The organism is Streptomyces sp. NBC_01351 (assembly GCF_036237315.1).
Taxonomy (GTDB): Bacteria; Actinomycetota; Actinomycetes; order Streptomycetales; family Streptomycetaceae; genus Streptomyces.
The window spans coordinates 3,414,438-3,430,065 of record NZ_CP108356.1 but is presented as its reverse complement, the minus strand read 5'-3'; the positions used below and the strand labels follow the sequence as shown (position 1 = coordinate 3,430,065).

Here is a 15,628-nt window from a genome sequence, read left to right as displayed (position 1 = left end):
ATGTCGCGTTTCGAGATCCTTCTGCCGTACTACGGCGACGTCGCGCTGATGCAGGACGCCGTCCGCAGCGTGCTCGCCCAGGACGGCGACGACTGGCGGCTCACCGTGGTCGACGACGGCCACGAGCCGGGAGTCCCCGAGTGGTTCGAGGCGCTGGCGGACCCCCGGGTCCGCTACTACCGCAACGAGCGCAACCTCGGCGTCACCGGCAACTTCAACCGCTGCGTCGAGCTGGCCGAGTACGAGTACCTGGTGCTCATGGGCTGTGACGACCTCATGCACCCGAACTACCTCCGGGTGGTGCGGGCGGCGGCCGTCCGCGAACCGCGCGCGGCGATGATCCAGCCGGGCGTCCGGGTGATCGGCTCCGACGGCCTGCCGTACGACACGCTCGTCGACCGGACCAAGCGCAAGCTGTACTCGCCCAAGGACCACGGCCCGGCCCTGCTCGGCGGCGAGGAGCTGGCCGCCGGCCTGCTGCGCGGCAACTGGCTGTACTTCCCCTCGATCTGCTGGCGCACCGAAGCGGTCAAGCGCTTCGGCTTCCGCGTCGACCTGACCGTGATCCAGGACCTCGCCCTGGTGATGGACCTGCTGGTGGCGGGGGAGACCCTGGCCGTCACGCCGGAGGTCTGCTTCAGCTACCGCCGGCACGCCGACAGCGAGTCCTCGGCCACGGCGTACACCGGTCACCGCTTCGAGGAGGCCAAGCGCTTCTTCCGCGAGACCGCCGACCGCCTCGACCGGCTCGGCTGGCGGCAGGCCGCCAAGATCTCCCGGCTCCACCTCTCCTCCCGGCTGCACGCACTCACCCTGCTGCCCGCCGCCGTCAAGTACGCCGGCCGGCTCGGGGCCACTGCCATGCTGCGCCACGCCACGCGCTGAGCGCACGGCTTGCCGAACCCCTGCGGGGCGCCGCGCCGCGCCGCACGACCGAACCCGTCCGCAACGGACATCTCACGGAAGTGTGACCTGTCATGACGCCACTGGCCCCCCTGTCCCCGGCCGAGCCGGAGACCGAACGGACCGCCGGGGACTCCTCGGCGGACGCCGGTACCAGGGCGGGGTGGTGGCACGCCCGGTGGGTGGTGCCGGTCTCTCTCGTCGTCGGATACGTGCTCAACGTGCTGTTCCGGCTGTCTCTCGTCACCGAGCTGGACTACCCGATGGTCAGCCCGGACGAGCCGATGTACCTCGTGATGGCCCGGATCCTGGCCGGCCTGCCGACCACCGAGATCCCCCAGGACGTGGTGATCCCGCCGGGCTATTCGCTGCTCATCTCGCCCGCTCTGTGGATCACCCAGGAGCCGGTGTTCGCCTACCACCTGATGCTGGGCATCAACGCCCTGCTCAGCTGCCTGGTGCTGCCGCTGGGGTACTGGGCGATGCGCCGGCTGAACGTCTCCAAGCCGGTGTCGTTCGCCGCCGCCTGCGCGGCGGTGCTGCTCCCGCCGGTGGTCTTCTACTCCCAGTTCGGGATGGCCGACACCCCCCTGCCGGCCCTGGTGCTGGCCTGGCTGATCGGCCTGCACGGCCTGTTCTCCGAGGGCGGCAGCCGACGGCGCCGGATCGCGTTCGGCCTGCTGGGGGCCTTCTCCGCCGGGTACTGCCTGCTGACCCATGACCGGGGCGGCGTGATCATCGCGCTGACCGGTCTGGTGCTGGTGGTGGCGCTGGTCCTGAAGTGGGCCCCCCGGATCGCCACCGCGCTGGGGCTGGCCGTGCTGGCCGTCATGTTCGTCGTCAAGCAGCTGATGACCACCTGGCTGATCTCGCGGATCGACGGCGCCCAGGCGAGCTATGTCGGCAACGTCGTCTTCGAGACGCTGCAGGACACCCGCCTGATCCGCCGCACCCTCATGCGGATGATCGGGCACGTCTGGTACTTCATGACCAGCACCTGGGGTCTCGGCGCGCTGACCCTGGTGGTCTGCGTGTACGCCGTGTTCAGCTCGCGCTTCACCCGGGCGAACCGCGTGGTGGCCTTCCTGATGGTCGCGCTGCTCGGCGGCATCACCCTGGCGGCGGCCGCCGGCCTGCCCGACGACCACCGGGTCGACACCATCGTCTACGCCCGCTACCTGTCCCCGCTGGCGGTGGTGTTCGTACTGGTCGCGATGGCGGTGCTGTTCCACATCCGCGGCTGGAAGAAGATCGCCGCACTCGGCGCCGCCTCCGCGGGCGTGACGCTGGCGCTCACGGCGGCGCTGCTCCACATGGCGGGCGGTGAGCTCTCCAAGTCCGTGTTCATCCTGTGGGGGCTGCCCGACGCGACCTTCCTCTCCAGCCTGTGGTCGGAGGACTGGACCCACTTCCACGGGGCGCGCACCACCGCGGTCGCCCTGGTCGTGTTCGCCGTGCTGCTGGGGCTGCGCCTGCTCGGCGGCAGTCGCCGCATCGCGCTCGCCACCGGCGCCGTCGGGGTGGCGGCGGCGGTGTTCGCCGGCTGGGCGACCGTCTCCATCACCGACAAGGTCACCCTGCCCAACATGGAGTGGAGCCACAGCGACACCACCGGATTCATCGAGCGGGCGGGCCTGCGGCCCGACGACCGGCTGGTGATGGACGAGGCCTTCAGCTGGACGACCCGGGCGGCGATGAGCTACCAGTTGCTCGAAGGCCGGGTCTGGACCCGCAACCTTAACGTGAACGAGACTCCGCCCGCCAAGGCGAACGTCGCCGTGATCGGCGTGGCCGACCCGAAGGCCCCCGCGGCCGCCAGCTGGAAGAACGCCCCGGCCGGCTGGCACGTCGACCGGGAGGGCGAGGGCCAGGAGAACCAGAAGTACGTGATCTGGCGCCGCGGTTGATCACCCGACCCCGGTGGACCGGCCGAAACTCGGTGCCAGTAGCATCCGGCCGTTCGAAGGTGTCACCTGCTGAGCTCTAAACAGGGGTTGGGGAACAAGTTGAAACTAGGACGAGTGCGTGGGACGGCTCTCGCCGCCGCGCTCGGTGTCGTAGCGGTACTCGGGTTCCAGGGAGCGGCCAACGGCTTCGGAACCGACTCCCCGGACGAGGCCGCAGGGGCCCGCTACGAGGCCACCGGCAAGACGAAGGCCCCGGTCGAGGGCAAGCTCCAGAAGCTGGCGCTCAAGCCGAAGGGGACCGGCAAGGCCGTGCTCTCCCAGCAGGACACGAAGCCCTTCGGGCTCCTCGGCGTCTCCTGGAAGGACCCCGACGCCACGGTCCAGGGGGCCATCGAAGCCCGTACCCGCGACGCGGAGTCCGGCAAGTGGTCGAAGTGGATCACCCTTGAGGCCGTCAAGGCCACCATGGACGGCAAGCGTCCCGGTCTGAAGGGCGCCACCGAGCCCGTGTGGGTCGGCCCCTCCGACGGCGCCGAGGTCCGGGTGGGCGGCGGCGCGGCCGAGCTCCCCGAGGGCCTGGAGCTGAACCTGGTCGACCCGGGTGCCGCGAAGCCCAAGAAGAAGGGCGACCTCGGGGCCGCCCCGGTCGCCTTCGCCCTTCCGGCGGTGGACCCGGTGCCCACCGATCCGCCCAGCGTCCCGCCGTCGGTCCCCGGACCCGACTCCACCGCGCCGAAGCCGGACGTGGTGCTGCGCAAGGACTGGGGCGCGGACGAGTCCATCGTCGTCGAGGGCCCGATCTACCTCCCCGCGGGCAAGGTCAAGGCCACCTTCGTCCACCACACCGCGGTCGCCGACCCGTACGAGTGCAGTGAGTCCGCGGCCATGGTCCGCAGCCTGCTCAAGTACCACGTGGAGGTCAACAAGTGGCGTGACCTCGGCTACAACTTCGTCGTCGACAAGTGCGGCGCGGTCTTCGAGGGCCGCAAGGGCGGCGTCGACCAGCCCGTGAACGGCGCGCACACCTTCGGCTGGAACGGCGAGTCGAGCGGCATCGCCGTCCTCGGCGACTACACGCACGCGGGCGCCTCGGCCGCCGCGCTCGACGCCGTCGCGAAGGTGGCCTCGTACAAGCTGGGCCAGTACGACGGGGACATCAACGGCACGACGAAGCTGGTCGCGCCGGCCGACAACCTGACCAACTACTTCGGCGCCAAGTACGTCAAGGGTCAGTCGTACGACTTCAAGACGCTCTCGGGTCACCGGGACGGCTTCAACACCCAGTGCCCGGGCAACCAGCTGTATCCGCAGCTGGACACGATCCGGAAGTCCGGCCCGGCCGCGAAGCTGAAGATCACCAATGTGAACGGCGCGACCCCGCAGCCGGGCACTTCCGTGGAGACCCCCGGACCGGTGTCGCTGACCTGGTCGACCAGCACGGCGGCGGCCCTGGTGACCAAGTTCGAGCTGCTGGTCGACGAGCAGGTGGTCGCCACCACCGCGGGCACCGCGACCCAGGCCTCGACGACGCTGGCCGTCGGCAGCCACCAGCTCCAGATCCGGGCGACCACGACGAACGGCAAGGTGTCCACCAGCCTGCCGGTCACCGTCGTGGCGGCGGTCAAGGACATCAAGTTCGTCCCGGTCACACCCAAGCGCCTGATGGACACGCGTGAGGGCCTGGGCGTCCCGCTGCAGAAGGTCGCCGGCGGCACCTCCGTGACCCTCCCGGTCACCAGCGCGGGCATGAACAACGTGACCGCGGTCGTGCTGAACGTGACGGCGACCAACCCGACGCAGGCGAGCTTCGTCTCGGTCTACCCGAACGGGACCACCCGCGCCGAGGCGTCGAACCTGAACTTCACCGCCGGCCAGACGATCCCGAACCTCGTGGTCGTCCCGGTCGTCGACGGGAAGGTCTCCTTCTACAACCACGCGGGCACCGTCGACCTGATCGCCGACATCACCGGCTACTTCACGGCGAGCGGCGAGGGCGCCACGCAGACCAGCCACGGCCCGACGCGCCTGATGGACACCCGTGAGGGCCTGGGCGTCGCGCAGCAGAAGGTGGCCGGCGGCAGCGCGGTCAGCCTCGACGTCCCGATCGCGGGCGCCAAGGCGGTCGTCCTGAACGTGACGGCGACCAACCCGACGCAGGGCAGCTTCGTCTCGGTCTACCCGGGCGGTACGAACGAGACCCGTCCCGGTGCGTCGAACCTGAACTTCACGGCGGGCCAGACGATCCCGAACCTGGTGATCGTTCCGGTCAAGGACGGGAAGGTCAGCTTCTACAACCACCTGGGCGCCGTCGACCTGATCGCGGACATCACCGGCTACTTCTCGGACAGCACCGCGGGCTCGACGCACACCAACATCGGGCCGAAGCGCCTCATGGACACCCGTGCGGGCCTCGGCGCCCCGGAGGGCAAGGTGAACGGCGGCACCGCCGTCACCCTCCCGCTCGCGGGCATCGACGGGATCCCGGCCACCGGGGTCACCTCGGTCGTGCTGAACGTGACGGCGACCGAGCCGACGCAGGGCAGCTTCGTCTCGGTCTACCCGGGCGACGCGAACGAGACCCGTCCCGGCGTGTCGAACCTGAACTTCACGGGCGGCCAGACGATCCCGAACCTGGTGATCGTCCCGGTCAAGGACGGGAAGGTCAGCTTCTACAACCACTCGGGCGGCGTCCACCTGATCGCGGACATCACCGGGTACTTCAGCAAGTGAGCTAGTCAGGCATAGCCGCAGGTGAGAGGCTCCGCACCGGATGGTGCGGGGCCTCTCGCACGCTCCGGACTCAGGGTGGGGAAATGGGCAGGAACGAGGAACACGCAGACGGGCGGGTGCCCTCCGACGAGGAGCTGGCCCGCTTCATGGAACAGGCCGCCGCGGGGGAGGGCAACGCTCCCAAGGAGCCGTCCGCACGGGCGCGGATGGTGACCGAGCGGCTGCGGCACCAGCAGGACCCGCCGGGCTGGCGCACCGGCCCGGCCTGGCAGGAGATGCAGGGCCGCGGCAAGCGCAAGCGGCGCCTGAAGGCGCTGCTGGCCGTCGTCGTCATCGCGGGGGTCGCGCTGATCGCCGTACGGCCCGAACTGGTCATCGACCGCGTCACCGGCAAGACGCAGGCCCGCGAGGACGCCAAGAACCCGTTGGCCGCCGAGTCGGGGCGCCCGACGGCTCCGCCGCCGTCGGTGCACCCGGACGCCCCGACCCTGCAGGAACCTTTCCGCGGCTCCCCGGCCCTCCAGTGGGCGGACGGCGCCGCCGGCATCGAGCTCCCCGTGGCCGAGGCCGTCGGCGGGGTGTCCAAGGAGAAGGTCGCCGAGGCGCTCCAGAAGGCCAAGGCGTTCCTGGTCGCGGCGAACCTGGACCCGGCGACGCTGCGGGGCGGGCGCCCCGAGGCGGCCCTGGCCCTGCTGGACCCCTTGGACAAGGAGCTGTCGGCGCACCTGGAGAAGTCCCTGGCCCAGCCGGGCAAGGAGCAGGACCCGCTGAACCTGTTCACCCGGTACAACCCGGCCGAGGCGAAGCTCGTGGGCGAGGTGGTCAAAGTCCGCGGCCGGATGTGGGTGGAAGCCGGCAAGGAGGCGGGCCGCGCCGACATCCGGGTCGACTACTCGTTCGTCTACCCGCTGGTGAAGGCCGCACAGGGCGCGGACCAGGTCGAGCGGACCATCGTGCGCCGCGAGCTCACCTTCACGGTCGCCGACCCGCGCAAGTGGCAGGTCACCGCGGGCCGGATCCGGCTCGGCGACATCCGCGTCGACCTCGCCAACAGCGCCTGTGACGTGCACGACGGGTACATCCACCCGTCCTTCGACGCGGATCCGGTGGTCGGATCCACGCCCTCCGGTACGCCCGAGGACCCGTACGACCGGAGCAAGGGCATCGGGGAGACCAGCCAGGAGGGCTGCGGGACGGTGTCCCGCTCCTGACCGGGGGAGATGCCGGATGAGATACCCCGCCCGGGGGGCATGGGTGCGTCGGTTTGACCACTCAGCGTGGCGGGGTATTCTCTTCCGCCCGATTGGCCAGGTACGTGCCTCGTATGGCAGACTACTCAAGTTGCTCGGCTGAGTGCCGATGCTGCGCGCCTCCCGCCGGGAGGACCGGAAGCGAGTCCCACAGTACTCGTCGTCCTTAATCTGCCTTCCGGGGCAGCAATGGGGGCGGACGTACGGGAATCTTCTGGGAAGTGTCAGCACGGTGCCCACCAGGCGCTCGGTGGGTGTTTCTCCCCCGAATCGCGGTCACAGGGACCGCACCCCCTTGGACGAGGGAATTTCCGTATGGGAATTTTCTGTAGAGGGAGTGCGACACGCCCGACCGCGTGGGTCGGAGGAGAGGCCGCGGGATCGCTCCCGCAGCCGATCGAGAGCCAGAGCGTTTCCACATAACAGACAGGACTACGGAGTAGCCATGGCGGGACAGAAGATCCGCATCCGGCTCAAGGCCTACGACCACGAGGTCATCGATTCCTCGGCGAAGAAGATCGTCGAGACGGTGACGCGCACTGGTGCGTCGGTCGCGGGCCCGGTGCCGCTGCCCACTGAGAAGAACGTGTACTGCGTCATCAAGTCGCCGCACAAGTACAAGGACTCGCGCGAGCACTTCGAGATGCGCACGCACAAGCGCCTGATCGACATCCTCGACCCGACCCCCAAGACCGTTGACTCGCTGATGCGCCTGGACCTTCCGGCCGGCGTTGACATCGAGATCAAGCTCTGAGAGGCGTCGAGAAGATGGCAAAGCAGATCAAGGGCGTCCTGGGCGAGAAGCTCGGCATGACCCAGGTCTGGGACGAGAACAACCGTGTCGTCCCGGTGACCGTGGTCAAGGCCGGACCCTGCGTCGTTACCCAGGTCCGTACGAACGACATCGACGGCTACGAGTCGGTCCAGATCGCCTTCGGCGAGATCGACCCGCGCAAGGTGAACAAGCCCCTCAAGGGCCACTTCGCCAAGGCCGACGTGACCCCCCGCCGCCACCTGGTGGAGCTCCGCACCTCCGACGCCAGCGAGTACACGCTCGGCCAGGAGATCACTGCCGAGGTGTTCGAGTCCGGCGTCAAGGTTGACGTCACGGGCAACAGCAAGGGCAAGGGCTTCGCCGGTGTCATGAAGCGTCACAACTTCAAGGGCCTCGGTGCCGGTCACGGCGTCCAGCGCAAGCACCGCTCCCCCGGTTCGATCGGTGGCTGCGCCACCCCTGGGCGTGTCTTCAAGGGCATGCGCATGGCCGGTCGTATGGGTAACGAGCGCGTCACCACCCAGAACCTGACCATCCACGCGGTTGACGCGGAGAAGGGTCTGCTCCTCATCAAGGGTGCGGTCCCCGGTCCGAACGGCGGCCTCGTCCTGGTCCGTACCGCGGCCAAGGGGGCTTGAGGTAATGAGCACCATTGACATCCTTTCGCCGGCAGGCGACAAGGCCGGTACCGTCGAGCTCCCCGCGGAGATCTTCGACGCGAAGACCAGCGTTCCGCTGATCCACCAGGTCGTTGTCGCCCAGCTGGCAGCTGCCCGTCAGGGCACGCACAAGACCAAGCGTCGTGGCGAAGTCCGTGGTGGTGGCCGCAAGCCGTACCGCCAGAAGGGCACCGGCCGCGCTCGCCAGGGTTCCACCCGCGCTCCGCAGTTCGTCGGCGGTGGCGTCGTCCACGGCCCGCAGCCGCGTGACTACTCCCAGCGGACCCCGAAGAAGATGAAGGCCGCCGCCCTCCGCGGTGCCCTCTCGGACCGTGCGCGTCACTCCCGCATCCACGTCGTCACCGGCGTGGTCGAGGGTGCCGCCTCCACGAAGGCCGCCAAGACGCTGTTCGGCAAGATCTCGGAGCGCAAGAACCTGCTCCTGGTCGTCGAGCGTGCCGACGAGGCCGCGTGGCTGTCCGCCCGCAACCTGCCCCAGGTTCACATCCTGGAGCCGGGCCAGCTGAACACGTACGACGTGATCGTCTCTGACGACGTGGTCTTCACTCAGGCCGCTTTCGAGTCCTTCGTGTCTGGCCCCAAGGCCGATGAGACCGAAGGGAGCGACGCCTGATGTCTGAGGCGACCGTTACCAGCAAGACCTTCACTGACCCGCGCGACCTGCTGATCAAGCCGGTTGTCTCGGAGAAGAGCTACGCGCTGCTGGACGAGAACAAGTACACGTTCATCGTCGCGCCCGGCTCCAACAAGACCCAGATCAAGCAGGCCGTCGAGGCGGTCTTCGGGGTCAAGGTCACCGGGGTCAACACGATCAACCGTCAGGGTAAGCGCAAGCGCACCAAGACCGGTTTCGGCAAGCGCGCTGACACCAAGCGCGCCATCGTGACCCTCGCTGAGGGCGACCGAATCGACATCTTCGGCGGCCAGGCCTCCTAACGGAGGTCTAGTCGTCCGGAATCGGACGAGGACTGAGAAATGGGTATCCGCAAGTACAAGCCGACGACCCCGGGCCGTCGTGGCTCCAGCGTCGCCGACTTTGTCGAGATCACGCGGTCCACGCCGGAGAAGTCGCTGGTCCGCCCCCTGCACAGCAAGGGCGGCCGTAACAACACCGGTCGGATCACGGTTCGACACCAGGGTGGCGGCCACAAGCGCGCCTACCGTGTGATCGACTTCCGTCGTCACGACAAGGACGGCGTGCCGGCCAAGGTCGCGCACATCGAGTACGACCCCAACCGCACTGCGCGCATCGCGCTCCTGCACTACGCCGACGGTGAGAAGCGCTACATCATCGCGCCGAAGAACCTGAAGCAGGGCGACCGGATTGAGAACGGCCCCACGGCCGACATCAAGCCCGGCAACAACCTGGCGCTCCGCAACATCCCGGTCGGTACCACGATCCACGCGATCGAGCTCCGTCCCGGTGGCGGCGCCAAGTTCGCCCGCTCCGCTGGTGCCTCCGTGCAGCTGCTGGCGAAGGAGGGCACCATGGCCCACCTTCGTATGCCGTCCGGTGAGATCCGTCTCGTCGACGCGCGCTGCCGCGCCACCGTCGGTGAGGTCGGCAACGCCGAGCAGTCGAACATCAACTGGGGCAAGGCCGGCCGCATGCGCTGGAAGGGCGTTCGCCCGTCCGTCCGCGGTGTCGCGATGAACCCGGTTGACCACCCGCACGGTGGTGGTGAGGGCAAGACCAGTGGTGGTCGCCACCCGGTCTCCCCGTGGGGTCAGAAGGAGGGTCGTACTCGCTCGCCGAAGAAGGCTTCGAGCAAGTACATCGTCCGCCGCCGCAAGACGAACAAGAAGCGCTAGGAGCGGGTTTAGATGCCGCGCAGTCTCAAGAAGGGGCCCTTCGTCGACGACCACCTCGTAAAGAAGGTGGACGTCCAGAACGAAGCCGGCACCAAGAACGTCATCAAGACCTGGTCCCGTCGCTCGATGATCATCCCCAGCATGCTGGGTCACACCATCGCGGTGCACAACGGCAAGACCCACGTCCCGGTGTTCGTCACCGAGTCGATGGTCGGCCACAAGCTCGGCGAGTTCTCGCCGACTCGCACCTTCCGCGGCCACGTCAAGGACGACCGGAAGTCGAAGCGCCGCTAAAGGCGGGGTGGTTACGACTATGACTTACACCGAAGGGACAACCATGGAAGCCAGGGCCCAGGCGCGGTACATCCGCGTCACGCCCATGAAGGCCCGCCGAGTGGTGGACCTTATCCGTGGCATGGATGCCACGGAGGCTCAGGCGGTCCTGCGTTTCGCCCCGCAGGCCGCGAGCGTGCCGGTTGGCAAGGTGCTGGACAGCGCCATTGCCAATGCCGCACACAACTACAACCACCCGGACGCCTCCACGCTGGTCATCAGCGAGGCGTTCGTGGACGAGGGCCCGACCCTGAAGCGGTTCCGTCCGCGTGCGCAGGGCCGTGCCTACCGGATCCGCAAGCGGACCAGCCACATCACCGTGGTCGTCAGCAGCAAGGAAGGTTCCCGGTAATGGGCCAGAAGGTAAACCCGCACGGGTTCCGGCTCGGCATCACCACCGACTTCAAGTCGCGTTGGTACGCCGACAAGCTGTACAAGGACTACGTCAAGGAAGACGTCGCCATCCGCAGGATGATGACGTCCGGCATGGAGCGCGCCGGCATCTCGAAGGTTGAGATCGAGCGCACCCGTGACCGCGTGCGTGTGGACATCCACACCGCTCGTCCGGGCATCGTCATCGGCCGCCGTGGCGCCGAGGCCGACCGCATCCGCGGTGACCTCGAGAAGCTCACGGGCAAGCAGGTCCAGCTGAACATCCTCGAGGTCAAGAACCCCGAGGTCGACGCTCAGCTGGTTGCCCAGGCCGTTGCCGAGCAGCTCTCCTCCCGCGTCTCCTTCCGTCGCGCCATGCGTAAGAGCATGCAGGGCACGATGAAGGCCGGCGCCAAGGGCATCAAGATCCAGTGTGGCGGTCGCCTCGGCGGCGCCGAGATGTCCCGCTCCGAGTTCTACCGCGAGGGTCGTGTGCCGCTGCACACGCTGCGCGCGAACGTGGACTACGGCTTCTTCGAGGCCAAGACCACCTTCGGCCGTATCGGTGTGAAGGTCTGGATCTACAAGGGCGACGTCAAGAACATCGCCGAGGTTCGCGCCGAGAACGCTGCGGCCCGTGCGGGTAACCGCCCGGCCCGTGGCGCGCAGGGCGCTGGCGACCGTCCCGCCGGCCGTGGTGGCCGTGGTGGCGAGCGCGGCGGCCGTGGTGGCCGCAAGCCGCAGCAGGCTGCTGGTGCCGAGGCCCCCAAGGCCGACGCTCCCGCCGCCGCTCCGGCTGAGAGCACCGGAACGGAGGCCTGACCAACATGCTGATCCCTCGTAGGGTCAAGCACCGTAAGCAGCACCACCCGAAGCGCCGCGGTATGGCCAAGGGCGGTACTGAGGTCTCGTTCGGCGAGTACGGCATCCAGGCGCTCACCCCCGCCTACGTCACGAACCGCCAGATCGAGGCGGCTCGTATTGCGATGACCCGTCACATCAAGCGTGGCGGCAAGGTCTGGATCAATATCTACCCGGACCGCCCGCTCACCAAGAAGCCTGCCGAGACCCGCATGGGTTCCGGTAAGGGTTCTCCCGAGTGGTGGATCGCCAACGTGCACCCGGGTCGGGTCATGTTCGAGCTGTCCTACCCGAACGAGAAGATTGCTCGTGAGGCGCTCACCCGCGCTGCTCACAAGCTTCCGATGAAGTGCCGGATTGTTCGGCGCGAGGCAGGTGAGTCGTGATGGCGACGGGAACCAAGGCGTCCGAGCTGCGTGAGCTCGGCAACGAGGAGCTCGTTGGCAAGCTGCGCGAGGCCAAGGAGGAGCTGTTCAAGCTCCGCTTCCAGGCGGCCACGGGTCAGCTGGAGAACAACGGCCGGCTCAAGTCCGTCCGTAAGGACATCGCTCGCATCTACACCCTGATGCACGAGCGTGAGCTCGGTATCGAGACGGTGGAGAGCGCCTGATGAGCGAGAACAACGTGACTGAGAAGACCGAGCGCGGTTTCCGCAAGACCCGTGAGGGTCTGGTCGTCAGCGACAAGATGGACAAGACCGTCGTCGTCGCCGTCGAGGACCGCGTGAAGCACGCCCTGTACGGCAAGGTCATCCGCCGTACGAACAAGCTCAAGGCGCACGACGAGCAGAACGCTGCCGGCGTCGGCGACCGCGTCCTCATCATGGAGACGCGTCCGCTGTCGGCGAGCAAGCGCTGGCGCATCGTCGAGATCCTCGAGAAGGCCAAGTAAGCACCTGAGGGGTTTCCCTTAGGTTCGTTCCGCCAGGCTCGGTGGGGGCTCAGCTCTCCGGAGTGAAGCCCCCGCCGGGAACCGGCAGACAAACAGGAGATACACGTGATCCAGCAGGAGTCGCGACTGCGTATCGCCGACAACACTGGTGCCAAGGAAATCCTTTGCATCCGTGTTCTCGGTGGTTCCGGTCGCCGCTACGCGGGCATCGGTGACGTCATCGTCGCCACCGTCAAGGACGCGATCCCCGGTGGCAACGTGAAGAAGGGTGACGTCGTCAAGGCGGTCATCGTTCGCACCGTCAAGGAGCGTCGCCGCCAGGACGGCTCGTACATCCGCTTTGACGAGAACGCCGCCGTCATTCTGAAGAACGACGGCGACCCTCGCGGCACCCGTATCTTCGGCCCGGTGGGCCGTGAGCTGCGCGAGAAGAAGTTCATGAAGATCATCTCGCTCGCGCCGGAGGTGCTGTAAGCATGAAGATCAAGAAGGGCGACCTGGTTCAGGTCATCACCGGTAAGGACAAGGGCAAGCAGGGCAAGGTCATCGTCGCCTTCCCCGCTGACAACCGCGTCCTCGTCGAGGGTGTCAACCGGGTCAAGAAGCACACCAAGGCTGCGCAGAACCAGGCCGGTGGCATTGTGATCACCGAGGCCCCGGTCCACGTCAGCAACGTTCAGCTGGTTGTGGAGAAGGACGGCAAGAAGGTCGTCACCCGCGTCGGCTACCGCTTCGACGACGAGGGCAACAAGATCCGCGTTGCCAAGCGGACGGGTGAGGACATCTGATGGCTACCACTCCGCGTCTCAAGACGAAGTACCGCGAGGACATCGCGGGCAAGCTGCGTGAAGAGTTCTCTTACGAGAACGTCATGCAGATCCCCGGTCTCGTGAAGATCGTGGTCAACATGGGTGTGGGCGACGCCGCCCGCGACTCCAAGCTGATCGACGGCGCCATCAAGGACCTGACGACGATCACCGGTCAGAAGCCGGCCGTCACGAAGGCCCGCAAGTCCATCGCGCAGTTCAAGCTGCGCGAGGGTCAGCCGATCGGCTGCCACGTCACCCTCCGTGGTGACCGCATGTGGGAGTTCCTGGACCGTACGCTGTCGCTCGCGCTGCCGCGTATCCGTGACTTCCGTGGTCTGTCGCCGAAGCAGTTCGACGGCCGTGGCAACTACACCTTCGGTCTCACGGAGCAGGTCATGTTCCACGAGATCGACCAGGACAAGATCGACCGTACCCGGGGTATGGACATCACCGTGGTCACCACGGCGACCAACGACGCTGAGGGCCGCGCGCTCCTTCGTCACCTCGGCTTCCCCTTCAAGGAGGCGTAAGCGAGATGGCGAAGAAGGCTCTCATCGCGAAGGCTGCCCGTAAGCCCAAGTTCGGTGTGCGTGCGTACACCCGCTGCCAGCGCTGCGGTCGCCCCCACTCCGTGTACCGCAAGTTCGGCCTGTGCCGCGTCTGCCTTCGTGAGATGGCTCACCGTGGCGAGCTGCCGGGCGTGACCAAGAGCTCCTGGTAACTCCTCCCGGTCCGCAAGGACTTGGGAAGTACCAGGCACTCTCGGTAAGCATCTGGACGGTGGGTGCCCGGCCGCGCATGCCTTAGGCTTGTGTGGTTGGGCGTCCGCCGCCCATAACGACTTACTACGCCGTAGGTCCCCGCACCGCACCCGTCCCGCCACTGAGTGGGGAGAGGGATGGCGCATACAGGAAACCCCGGCGAGAGAGGCCGAAGGCCACTTCATGACCATGACTGACCCGATCGCAGACATGCTGACCCGTCTGCGTAACGCTAACTCGGCGTACCACGACACCGTCGTGATGCCGCACAGCAAGATCAAGTCGCACATCGCGGAGATCCTCAAGCAGGAGGGTTTCATCACCGGCTGGAAGGTCGAGGACGCCGAGGTCGGCAAGAACCTCGTCCTCGAGCTGAAGTTCGGGCCGAACCGTGAGCGCTCCATCGCGGGCATCAAGCGGATCTCGAAGCCCGGTCTGCGCGTGTACGCAAAGTCCACCAACCTGCCGAAGGTTCTCGGCGGCCTGGGCGTGGCGATCATCTCCACGTCCCACGGTCTCCTGACCGGCCAGCAGGCAGGCAAGAAGGGCGTAGGTGGGGAAGTCCTCGCCTACGTCTGGTAGTCGGGAACGGAGGAAAAGCAATGTCGCGAATCGGCAAGCTCCCCATCCAGGTTCCCGCCGGTGTGGACGTCACCATCGATGGCCGTACGGTCGCGGTGAAGGGCCCCAAGGGTTCCCTCTCGCACACCGTCGCTGCGCCCATCGCTGTCGCCAAGGGTGAGGACGGCGTTCTGAACGTCATCCGCCCGAACGACGAGCGTCAGAACAAGGCCCTGCACGGCCTGTCCCGCACGCTGGTGGCGAACATGATCACCGGTGTGACCACGGGATACGTCAAGGCTCTCGAGATCAGCGGTGTCGGTTACCGCGTGGCCGCGAAGGGCTCCAACCTGGAGTTCCAGCTCGGCTACAGCCACCCGATCCTGGTGGAGGCGCCCGAGGGCATCTCCTTCAAGGTCGAGTCGCCGACCAAGTTCTCGGTCGAGGGCATCGACAAGCAGAAGGTCGGCGAGGTCGCCGCCAACATCCGCAAGCTGCGGAAGCCCGACCCGTACAAGGCCAAGGGTGTCAAGTACGCCGGCGAAGTCATCCGCCGCAAGGTCGGAAAGGCTGGTAAGTAGCCATGGCATACGGTGTGAAGATCGCCAAGGGCGACGCGTACAAGCGCGCTGCCAAGGCTCGCCGCCACATCCGCATTCGCAAGAACGTGTCGGGTACGGCGGAGCGTCCGCGCCTCGTCGTGACGCGTTCCAACCGCAACATCGTTGCTCAGGTCATCGACGACCTCCAGGGTCACACCCTGGCGTCCGCGTCGACCCTGGACACCTCGATCCGCGGTGGCGAAGGCGACAAGAGCGCCCAGGCCCAGGCCGTCGGCGCACTCGTCGCCGAGCGTGCCAAGGCTGCGGGTGTCGAGACCGTCGTGTTCGACCGCGGTGGCAACCGATACGCCGGGCGCATTGCCGCTCTGGCTGACGCCGCCCGCGAAGCCGGGCTGAAGTTCTAAGCCCCGGTTCCGGGAC

22 protein-coding genes are annotated in these 15,628 nt (G+C 67.4%); all 22 read left to right on the top strand.

Annotated elements, in window-relative coordinates; all coding sequences use genetic code 11:
* The 22 genes from OG625_RS15465 to rplR all read left to right on the top strand — a co-directional run bounded on the left by OG625_RS15465 (nucleotide 1) and on the right by rplR (nucleotide 15,612).
* On the top strand, nucleotides 1-885 hold the full coding sequence (locus OG625_RS15465; protein ID WP_329380681.1) for a glycosyltransferase family 2 protein: 885 nt from the start codon (nucleotides 1-3) through the stop codon (nucleotides 883-885).
* Between the two features lie 92 nt (nucleotides 886-977).
* Nucleotides 978-2,810 (top strand): hypothetical protein, encoded by a 1,833-nt coding sequence (locus OG625_RS15460; RefSeq protein WP_329380677.1) that lies wholly within the window; start codon nucleotides 978-980, stop codon nucleotides 2,808-2,810.
* A gap of 114 nt (nucleotides 2,811-2,924) precedes the next feature.
* Nucleotides 2,925-5,540, top strand: coding sequence for an N-acetylmuramoyl-L-alanine amidase (locus OG625_RS15455; protein ID WP_329380674.1), 2,616 nt, complete (start codon nucleotides 2,925-2,927; stop codon nucleotides 5,538-5,540).
* An 83-nt stretch (nucleotides 5,541-5,623) separates the two neighbouring features.
* The gene (locus tag OG625_RS15450; protein ID WP_329380672.1) at nucleotides 5,624-6,751 is read left to right on the top strand and encodes a hypothetical protein; all 1,128 of its coding nucleotides are present in this window, start codon (nucleotides 5,624-5,626) and stop codon (nucleotides 6,749-6,751) included.
* 484 nt (nucleotides 6,752-7,235) lie between these two features.
* Entirely contained in the window at nucleotides 7,236-7,544 is a 309-nt protein-coding gene (gene rpsJ, locus OG625_RS15445) for a 30S ribosomal protein S10 (RefSeq protein WP_003948644.1), read from the top strand.
* Between the two features lie 14 nt (nucleotides 7,545-7,558).
* Nucleotides 7,559-8,203 carry a 50S ribosomal protein L3 gene (gene rplC / locus OG625_RS15440; RefSeq protein ID WP_281204232.1) on the top strand — a complete coding sequence of 215 codons (645 nt, stop codon included), beginning with the start codon at nucleotides 7,559-7,561 and terminating at the stop codon, nucleotides 8,201-8,203.
* A 4-nt stretch (nucleotides 8,204-8,207) separates the two neighbouring features.
* A complete protein-coding gene (gene rplD / locus OG625_RS15435) occupies nucleotides 8,208-8,858 on the top strand; it encodes a 50S ribosomal protein L4 (protein WP_030008466.1) in 651 nt (216 codons plus the stop codon).
* On the top strand, nucleotides 8,858-9,181 hold the full coding sequence (rplW, locus tag OG625_RS15430) for a 50S ribosomal protein L23 (RefSeq protein WP_030154694.1): 324 nt from the start codon (nucleotides 8,858-8,860) through the stop codon (nucleotides 9,179-9,181). Before rplD ends, rplW begins: the two co-directional genes overlap by 1 nt.
* Nucleotides 9,182-9,220: 39 nt before the next feature.
* Nucleotides 9,221-10,057, top strand: coding sequence for a 50S ribosomal protein L2 (gene rplB / locus OG625_RS15425; protein WP_112447748.1), 837 nt, complete (start codon nucleotides 9,221-9,223; stop codon nucleotides 10,055-10,057).
* A gap of 12 nt (nucleotides 10,058-10,069) precedes the next feature.
* Nucleotides 10,070-10,351: a 30S ribosomal protein S19 gene (gene rpsS / locus OG625_RS15420; RefSeq protein ID WP_008739713.1), complete on the top strand. Its 282-nt coding sequence runs from the start codon at nucleotides 10,070-10,072 to the stop codon at nucleotides 10,349-10,351.
* A gap of 43 nt (nucleotides 10,352-10,394) precedes the next feature.
* Nucleotides 10,395-10,742: a 50S ribosomal protein L22 gene (gene rplV, locus OG625_RS15415; RefSeq protein WP_037792011.1), complete on the top strand. Its 348-nt coding sequence runs from the start codon at nucleotides 10,395-10,397 to the stop codon at nucleotides 10,740-10,742.
* Entirely contained in the window at nucleotides 10,742-11,584 is an 843-nt protein-coding gene (gene rpsC / locus OG625_RS15410) for a 30S ribosomal protein S3 (protein ID WP_069921523.1), read from the top strand. The genes rplV and rpsC overlap by 1 nt, the downstream gene beginning before the upstream one ends.
* Before the next feature lie 5 nt (nucleotides 11,585-11,589).
* Complete coding sequence (gene rplP, locus OG625_RS15405) at nucleotides 11,590-12,009, top strand: 50S ribosomal protein L16 (protein ID WP_030026326.1); 420 nt, start codon at nucleotides 11,590-11,592, stop codon at nucleotides 12,007-12,009.
* Nucleotides 12,009-12,233 carry a 50S ribosomal protein L29 gene (rpmC, locus tag OG625_RS15400; RefSeq protein WP_008739703.1) on the top strand — a complete coding sequence of 75 codons (225 nt, stop codon included), beginning with the start codon at nucleotides 12,009-12,011 and terminating at the stop codon, nucleotides 12,231-12,233. Before rplP ends, rpmC begins: the two co-directional genes overlap by 1 nt.
* Nucleotides 12,233-12,514 (top strand): 30S ribosomal protein S17, encoded by a 282-nt coding sequence (gene rpsQ, locus OG625_RS15395; RefSeq protein WP_030008467.1) that lies wholly within the window; start codon nucleotides 12,233-12,235, stop codon nucleotides 12,512-12,514. Before rpmC ends, rpsQ begins: the two co-directional genes overlap by 1 nt.
* A 105-nt stretch (nucleotides 12,515-12,619) precedes the next feature.
* Entirely contained in the window at nucleotides 12,620-12,988 is a 369-nt protein-coding gene (gene rplN, locus OG625_RS15390; RefSeq protein ID WP_008739701.1) for a 50S ribosomal protein L14, read from the top strand.
* Nucleotides 12,989-12,990: 2 nt separating this feature from the next.
* Nucleotides 12,991-13,302, top strand: coding sequence for a 50S ribosomal protein L24 (gene rplX / locus OG625_RS15385; RefSeq protein WP_030008468.1), 312 nt, complete (start codon nucleotides 12,991-12,993; stop codon nucleotides 13,300-13,302).
* A complete protein-coding gene (rplE, locus tag OG625_RS15380; RefSeq protein WP_030008469.1) occupies nucleotides 13,302-13,853 on the top strand; it encodes a 50S ribosomal protein L5 in 552 nt (183 codons plus the stop codon). The genes rplX and rplE overlap by 1 nt, the downstream gene beginning before the upstream one ends.
* Nucleotides 13,854-13,858: 5 nt before the next feature.
* Nucleotides 13,859-14,044, top strand: a complete 186-nt coding sequence (locus tag OG625_RS15375; protein WP_003956452.1) for a type Z 30S ribosomal protein S14 — start codon at nucleotides 13,859-13,861, stop codon at nucleotides 14,042-14,044.
* Between the two features lie 223 nt (nucleotides 14,045-14,267).
* Nucleotides 14,268-14,666 carry a 30S ribosomal protein S8 gene (gene rpsH, locus OG625_RS15370; RefSeq protein WP_007265911.1) on the top strand — a complete coding sequence of 133 codons (399 nt, stop codon included), beginning with the start codon at nucleotides 14,268-14,270 and terminating at the stop codon, nucleotides 14,664-14,666.
* A 20-nt stretch (nucleotides 14,667-14,686) separates the two neighbouring features.
* Entirely contained in the window at nucleotides 14,687-15,226 is a 540-nt protein-coding gene (rplF, locus tag OG625_RS15365; protein ID WP_329380658.1) for a 50S ribosomal protein L6, read from the top strand.
* Between the two features lie 2 nt (nucleotides 15,227-15,228).
* Nucleotides 15,229-15,612, top strand: a complete 384-nt coding sequence (gene rplR / locus OG625_RS15360; protein ID WP_008739696.1) for a 50S ribosomal protein L18 — start codon at nucleotides 15,229-15,231, stop codon at nucleotides 15,610-15,612.
* The last annotated feature ends 16 nt before the right edge of the window (nucleotides 15,613-15,628 follow it).

What these genes read in the sequence shown, in the direction of transcription:
- OG625_RS15465 (WP_329380681.1), top strand. Translation starts at nt 1, where the DNA reads ATGTCGCGTTTCGAGATCCTTCTGCCGTACTACGGCGACGTCGCGCTG.
- OG625_RS15460 (WP_329380677.1), top strand. Translation starts at nt 978, where the DNA reads ATGACGCCACTGGCCCCCCTGTCCCCGGCCGAGCCGGAGACCGAACGG.
- OG625_RS15450 (WP_329380672.1), top strand. Translation starts at nt 5,624, where the DNA reads ATGGGCAGGAACGAGGAACACGCAGACGGGCGGGTGCCCTCCGACGAG.
- rpsJ (WP_003948644.1), top strand. Translation starts at nt 7,236, where the DNA reads ATGGCGGGACAGAAGATCCGCATCCGGCTCAAGGCCTACGACCACGAG.
- rplC (WP_281204232.1), top strand. Translation starts at nt 7,559, where the DNA reads ATGGCAAAGCAGATCAAGGGCGTCCTGGGCGAGAAGCTCGGCATGACC.
- rplD (WP_030008466.1), top strand. Translation starts at nt 8,208, where the DNA reads ATGAGCACCATTGACATCCTTTCGCCGGCAGGCGACAAGGCCGGTACC.
- rplW (WP_030154694.1), top strand. Translation starts at nt 8,858, where the DNA reads ATGTCTGAGGCGACCGTTACCAGCAAGACCTTCACTGACCCGCGCGAC.
- rplB (WP_112447748.1), top strand. Translation starts at nt 9,221, where the DNA reads ATGGGTATCCGCAAGTACAAGCCGACGACCCCGGGCCGTCGTGGCTCC.
- rpsS (WP_008739713.1), top strand. Translation starts at nt 10,070, where the DNA reads ATGCCGCGCAGTCTCAAGAAGGGGCCCTTCGTCGACGACCACCTCGTA.
- rplV (WP_037792011.1), top strand. Translation starts at nt 10,395, where the DNA reads ATGGAAGCCAGGGCCCAGGCGCGGTACATCCGCGTCACGCCCATGAAG.
- rpsC (WP_069921523.1), top strand. Translation starts at nt 10,742, where the DNA reads ATGGGCCAGAAGGTAAACCCGCACGGGTTCCGGCTCGGCATCACCACC.
- rplP (WP_030026326.1), top strand. Translation starts at nt 11,590, where the DNA reads ATGCTGATCCCTCGTAGGGTCAAGCACCGTAAGCAGCACCACCCGAAG.
- rpmC (WP_008739703.1), top strand. Translation starts at nt 12,009, where the DNA reads ATGGCGACGGGAACCAAGGCGTCCGAGCTGCGTGAGCTCGGCAACGAG.
- rpsQ (WP_030008467.1), top strand. Translation starts at nt 12,233, where the DNA reads ATGAGCGAGAACAACGTGACTGAGAAGACCGAGCGCGGTTTCCGCAAG.
- rplX (WP_030008468.1), top strand. Translation starts at nt 12,991, where the DNA reads ATGAAGATCAAGAAGGGCGACCTGGTTCAGGTCATCACCGGTAAGGAC.
- rplE (WP_030008469.1), top strand. Translation starts at nt 13,302, where the DNA reads ATGGCTACCACTCCGCGTCTCAAGACGAAGTACCGCGAGGACATCGCG.
- OG625_RS15375 (WP_003956452.1), top strand. Translation starts at nt 13,859, where the DNA reads ATGGCGAAGAAGGCTCTCATCGCGAAGGCTGCCCGTAAGCCCAAGTTC.
- rpsH (WP_007265911.1), top strand. Translation starts at nt 14,268, where the DNA reads ATGACCATGACTGACCCGATCGCAGACATGCTGACCCGTCTGCGTAAC.
- rplF (WP_329380658.1), top strand. Translation starts at nt 14,687, where the DNA reads ATGTCGCGAATCGGCAAGCTCCCCATCCAGGTTCCCGCCGGTGTGGAC.
- rplR (WP_008739696.1), top strand. Translation starts at nt 15,229, where the DNA reads ATGGCATACGGTGTGAAGATCGCCAAGGGCGACGCGTACAAGCGCGCT.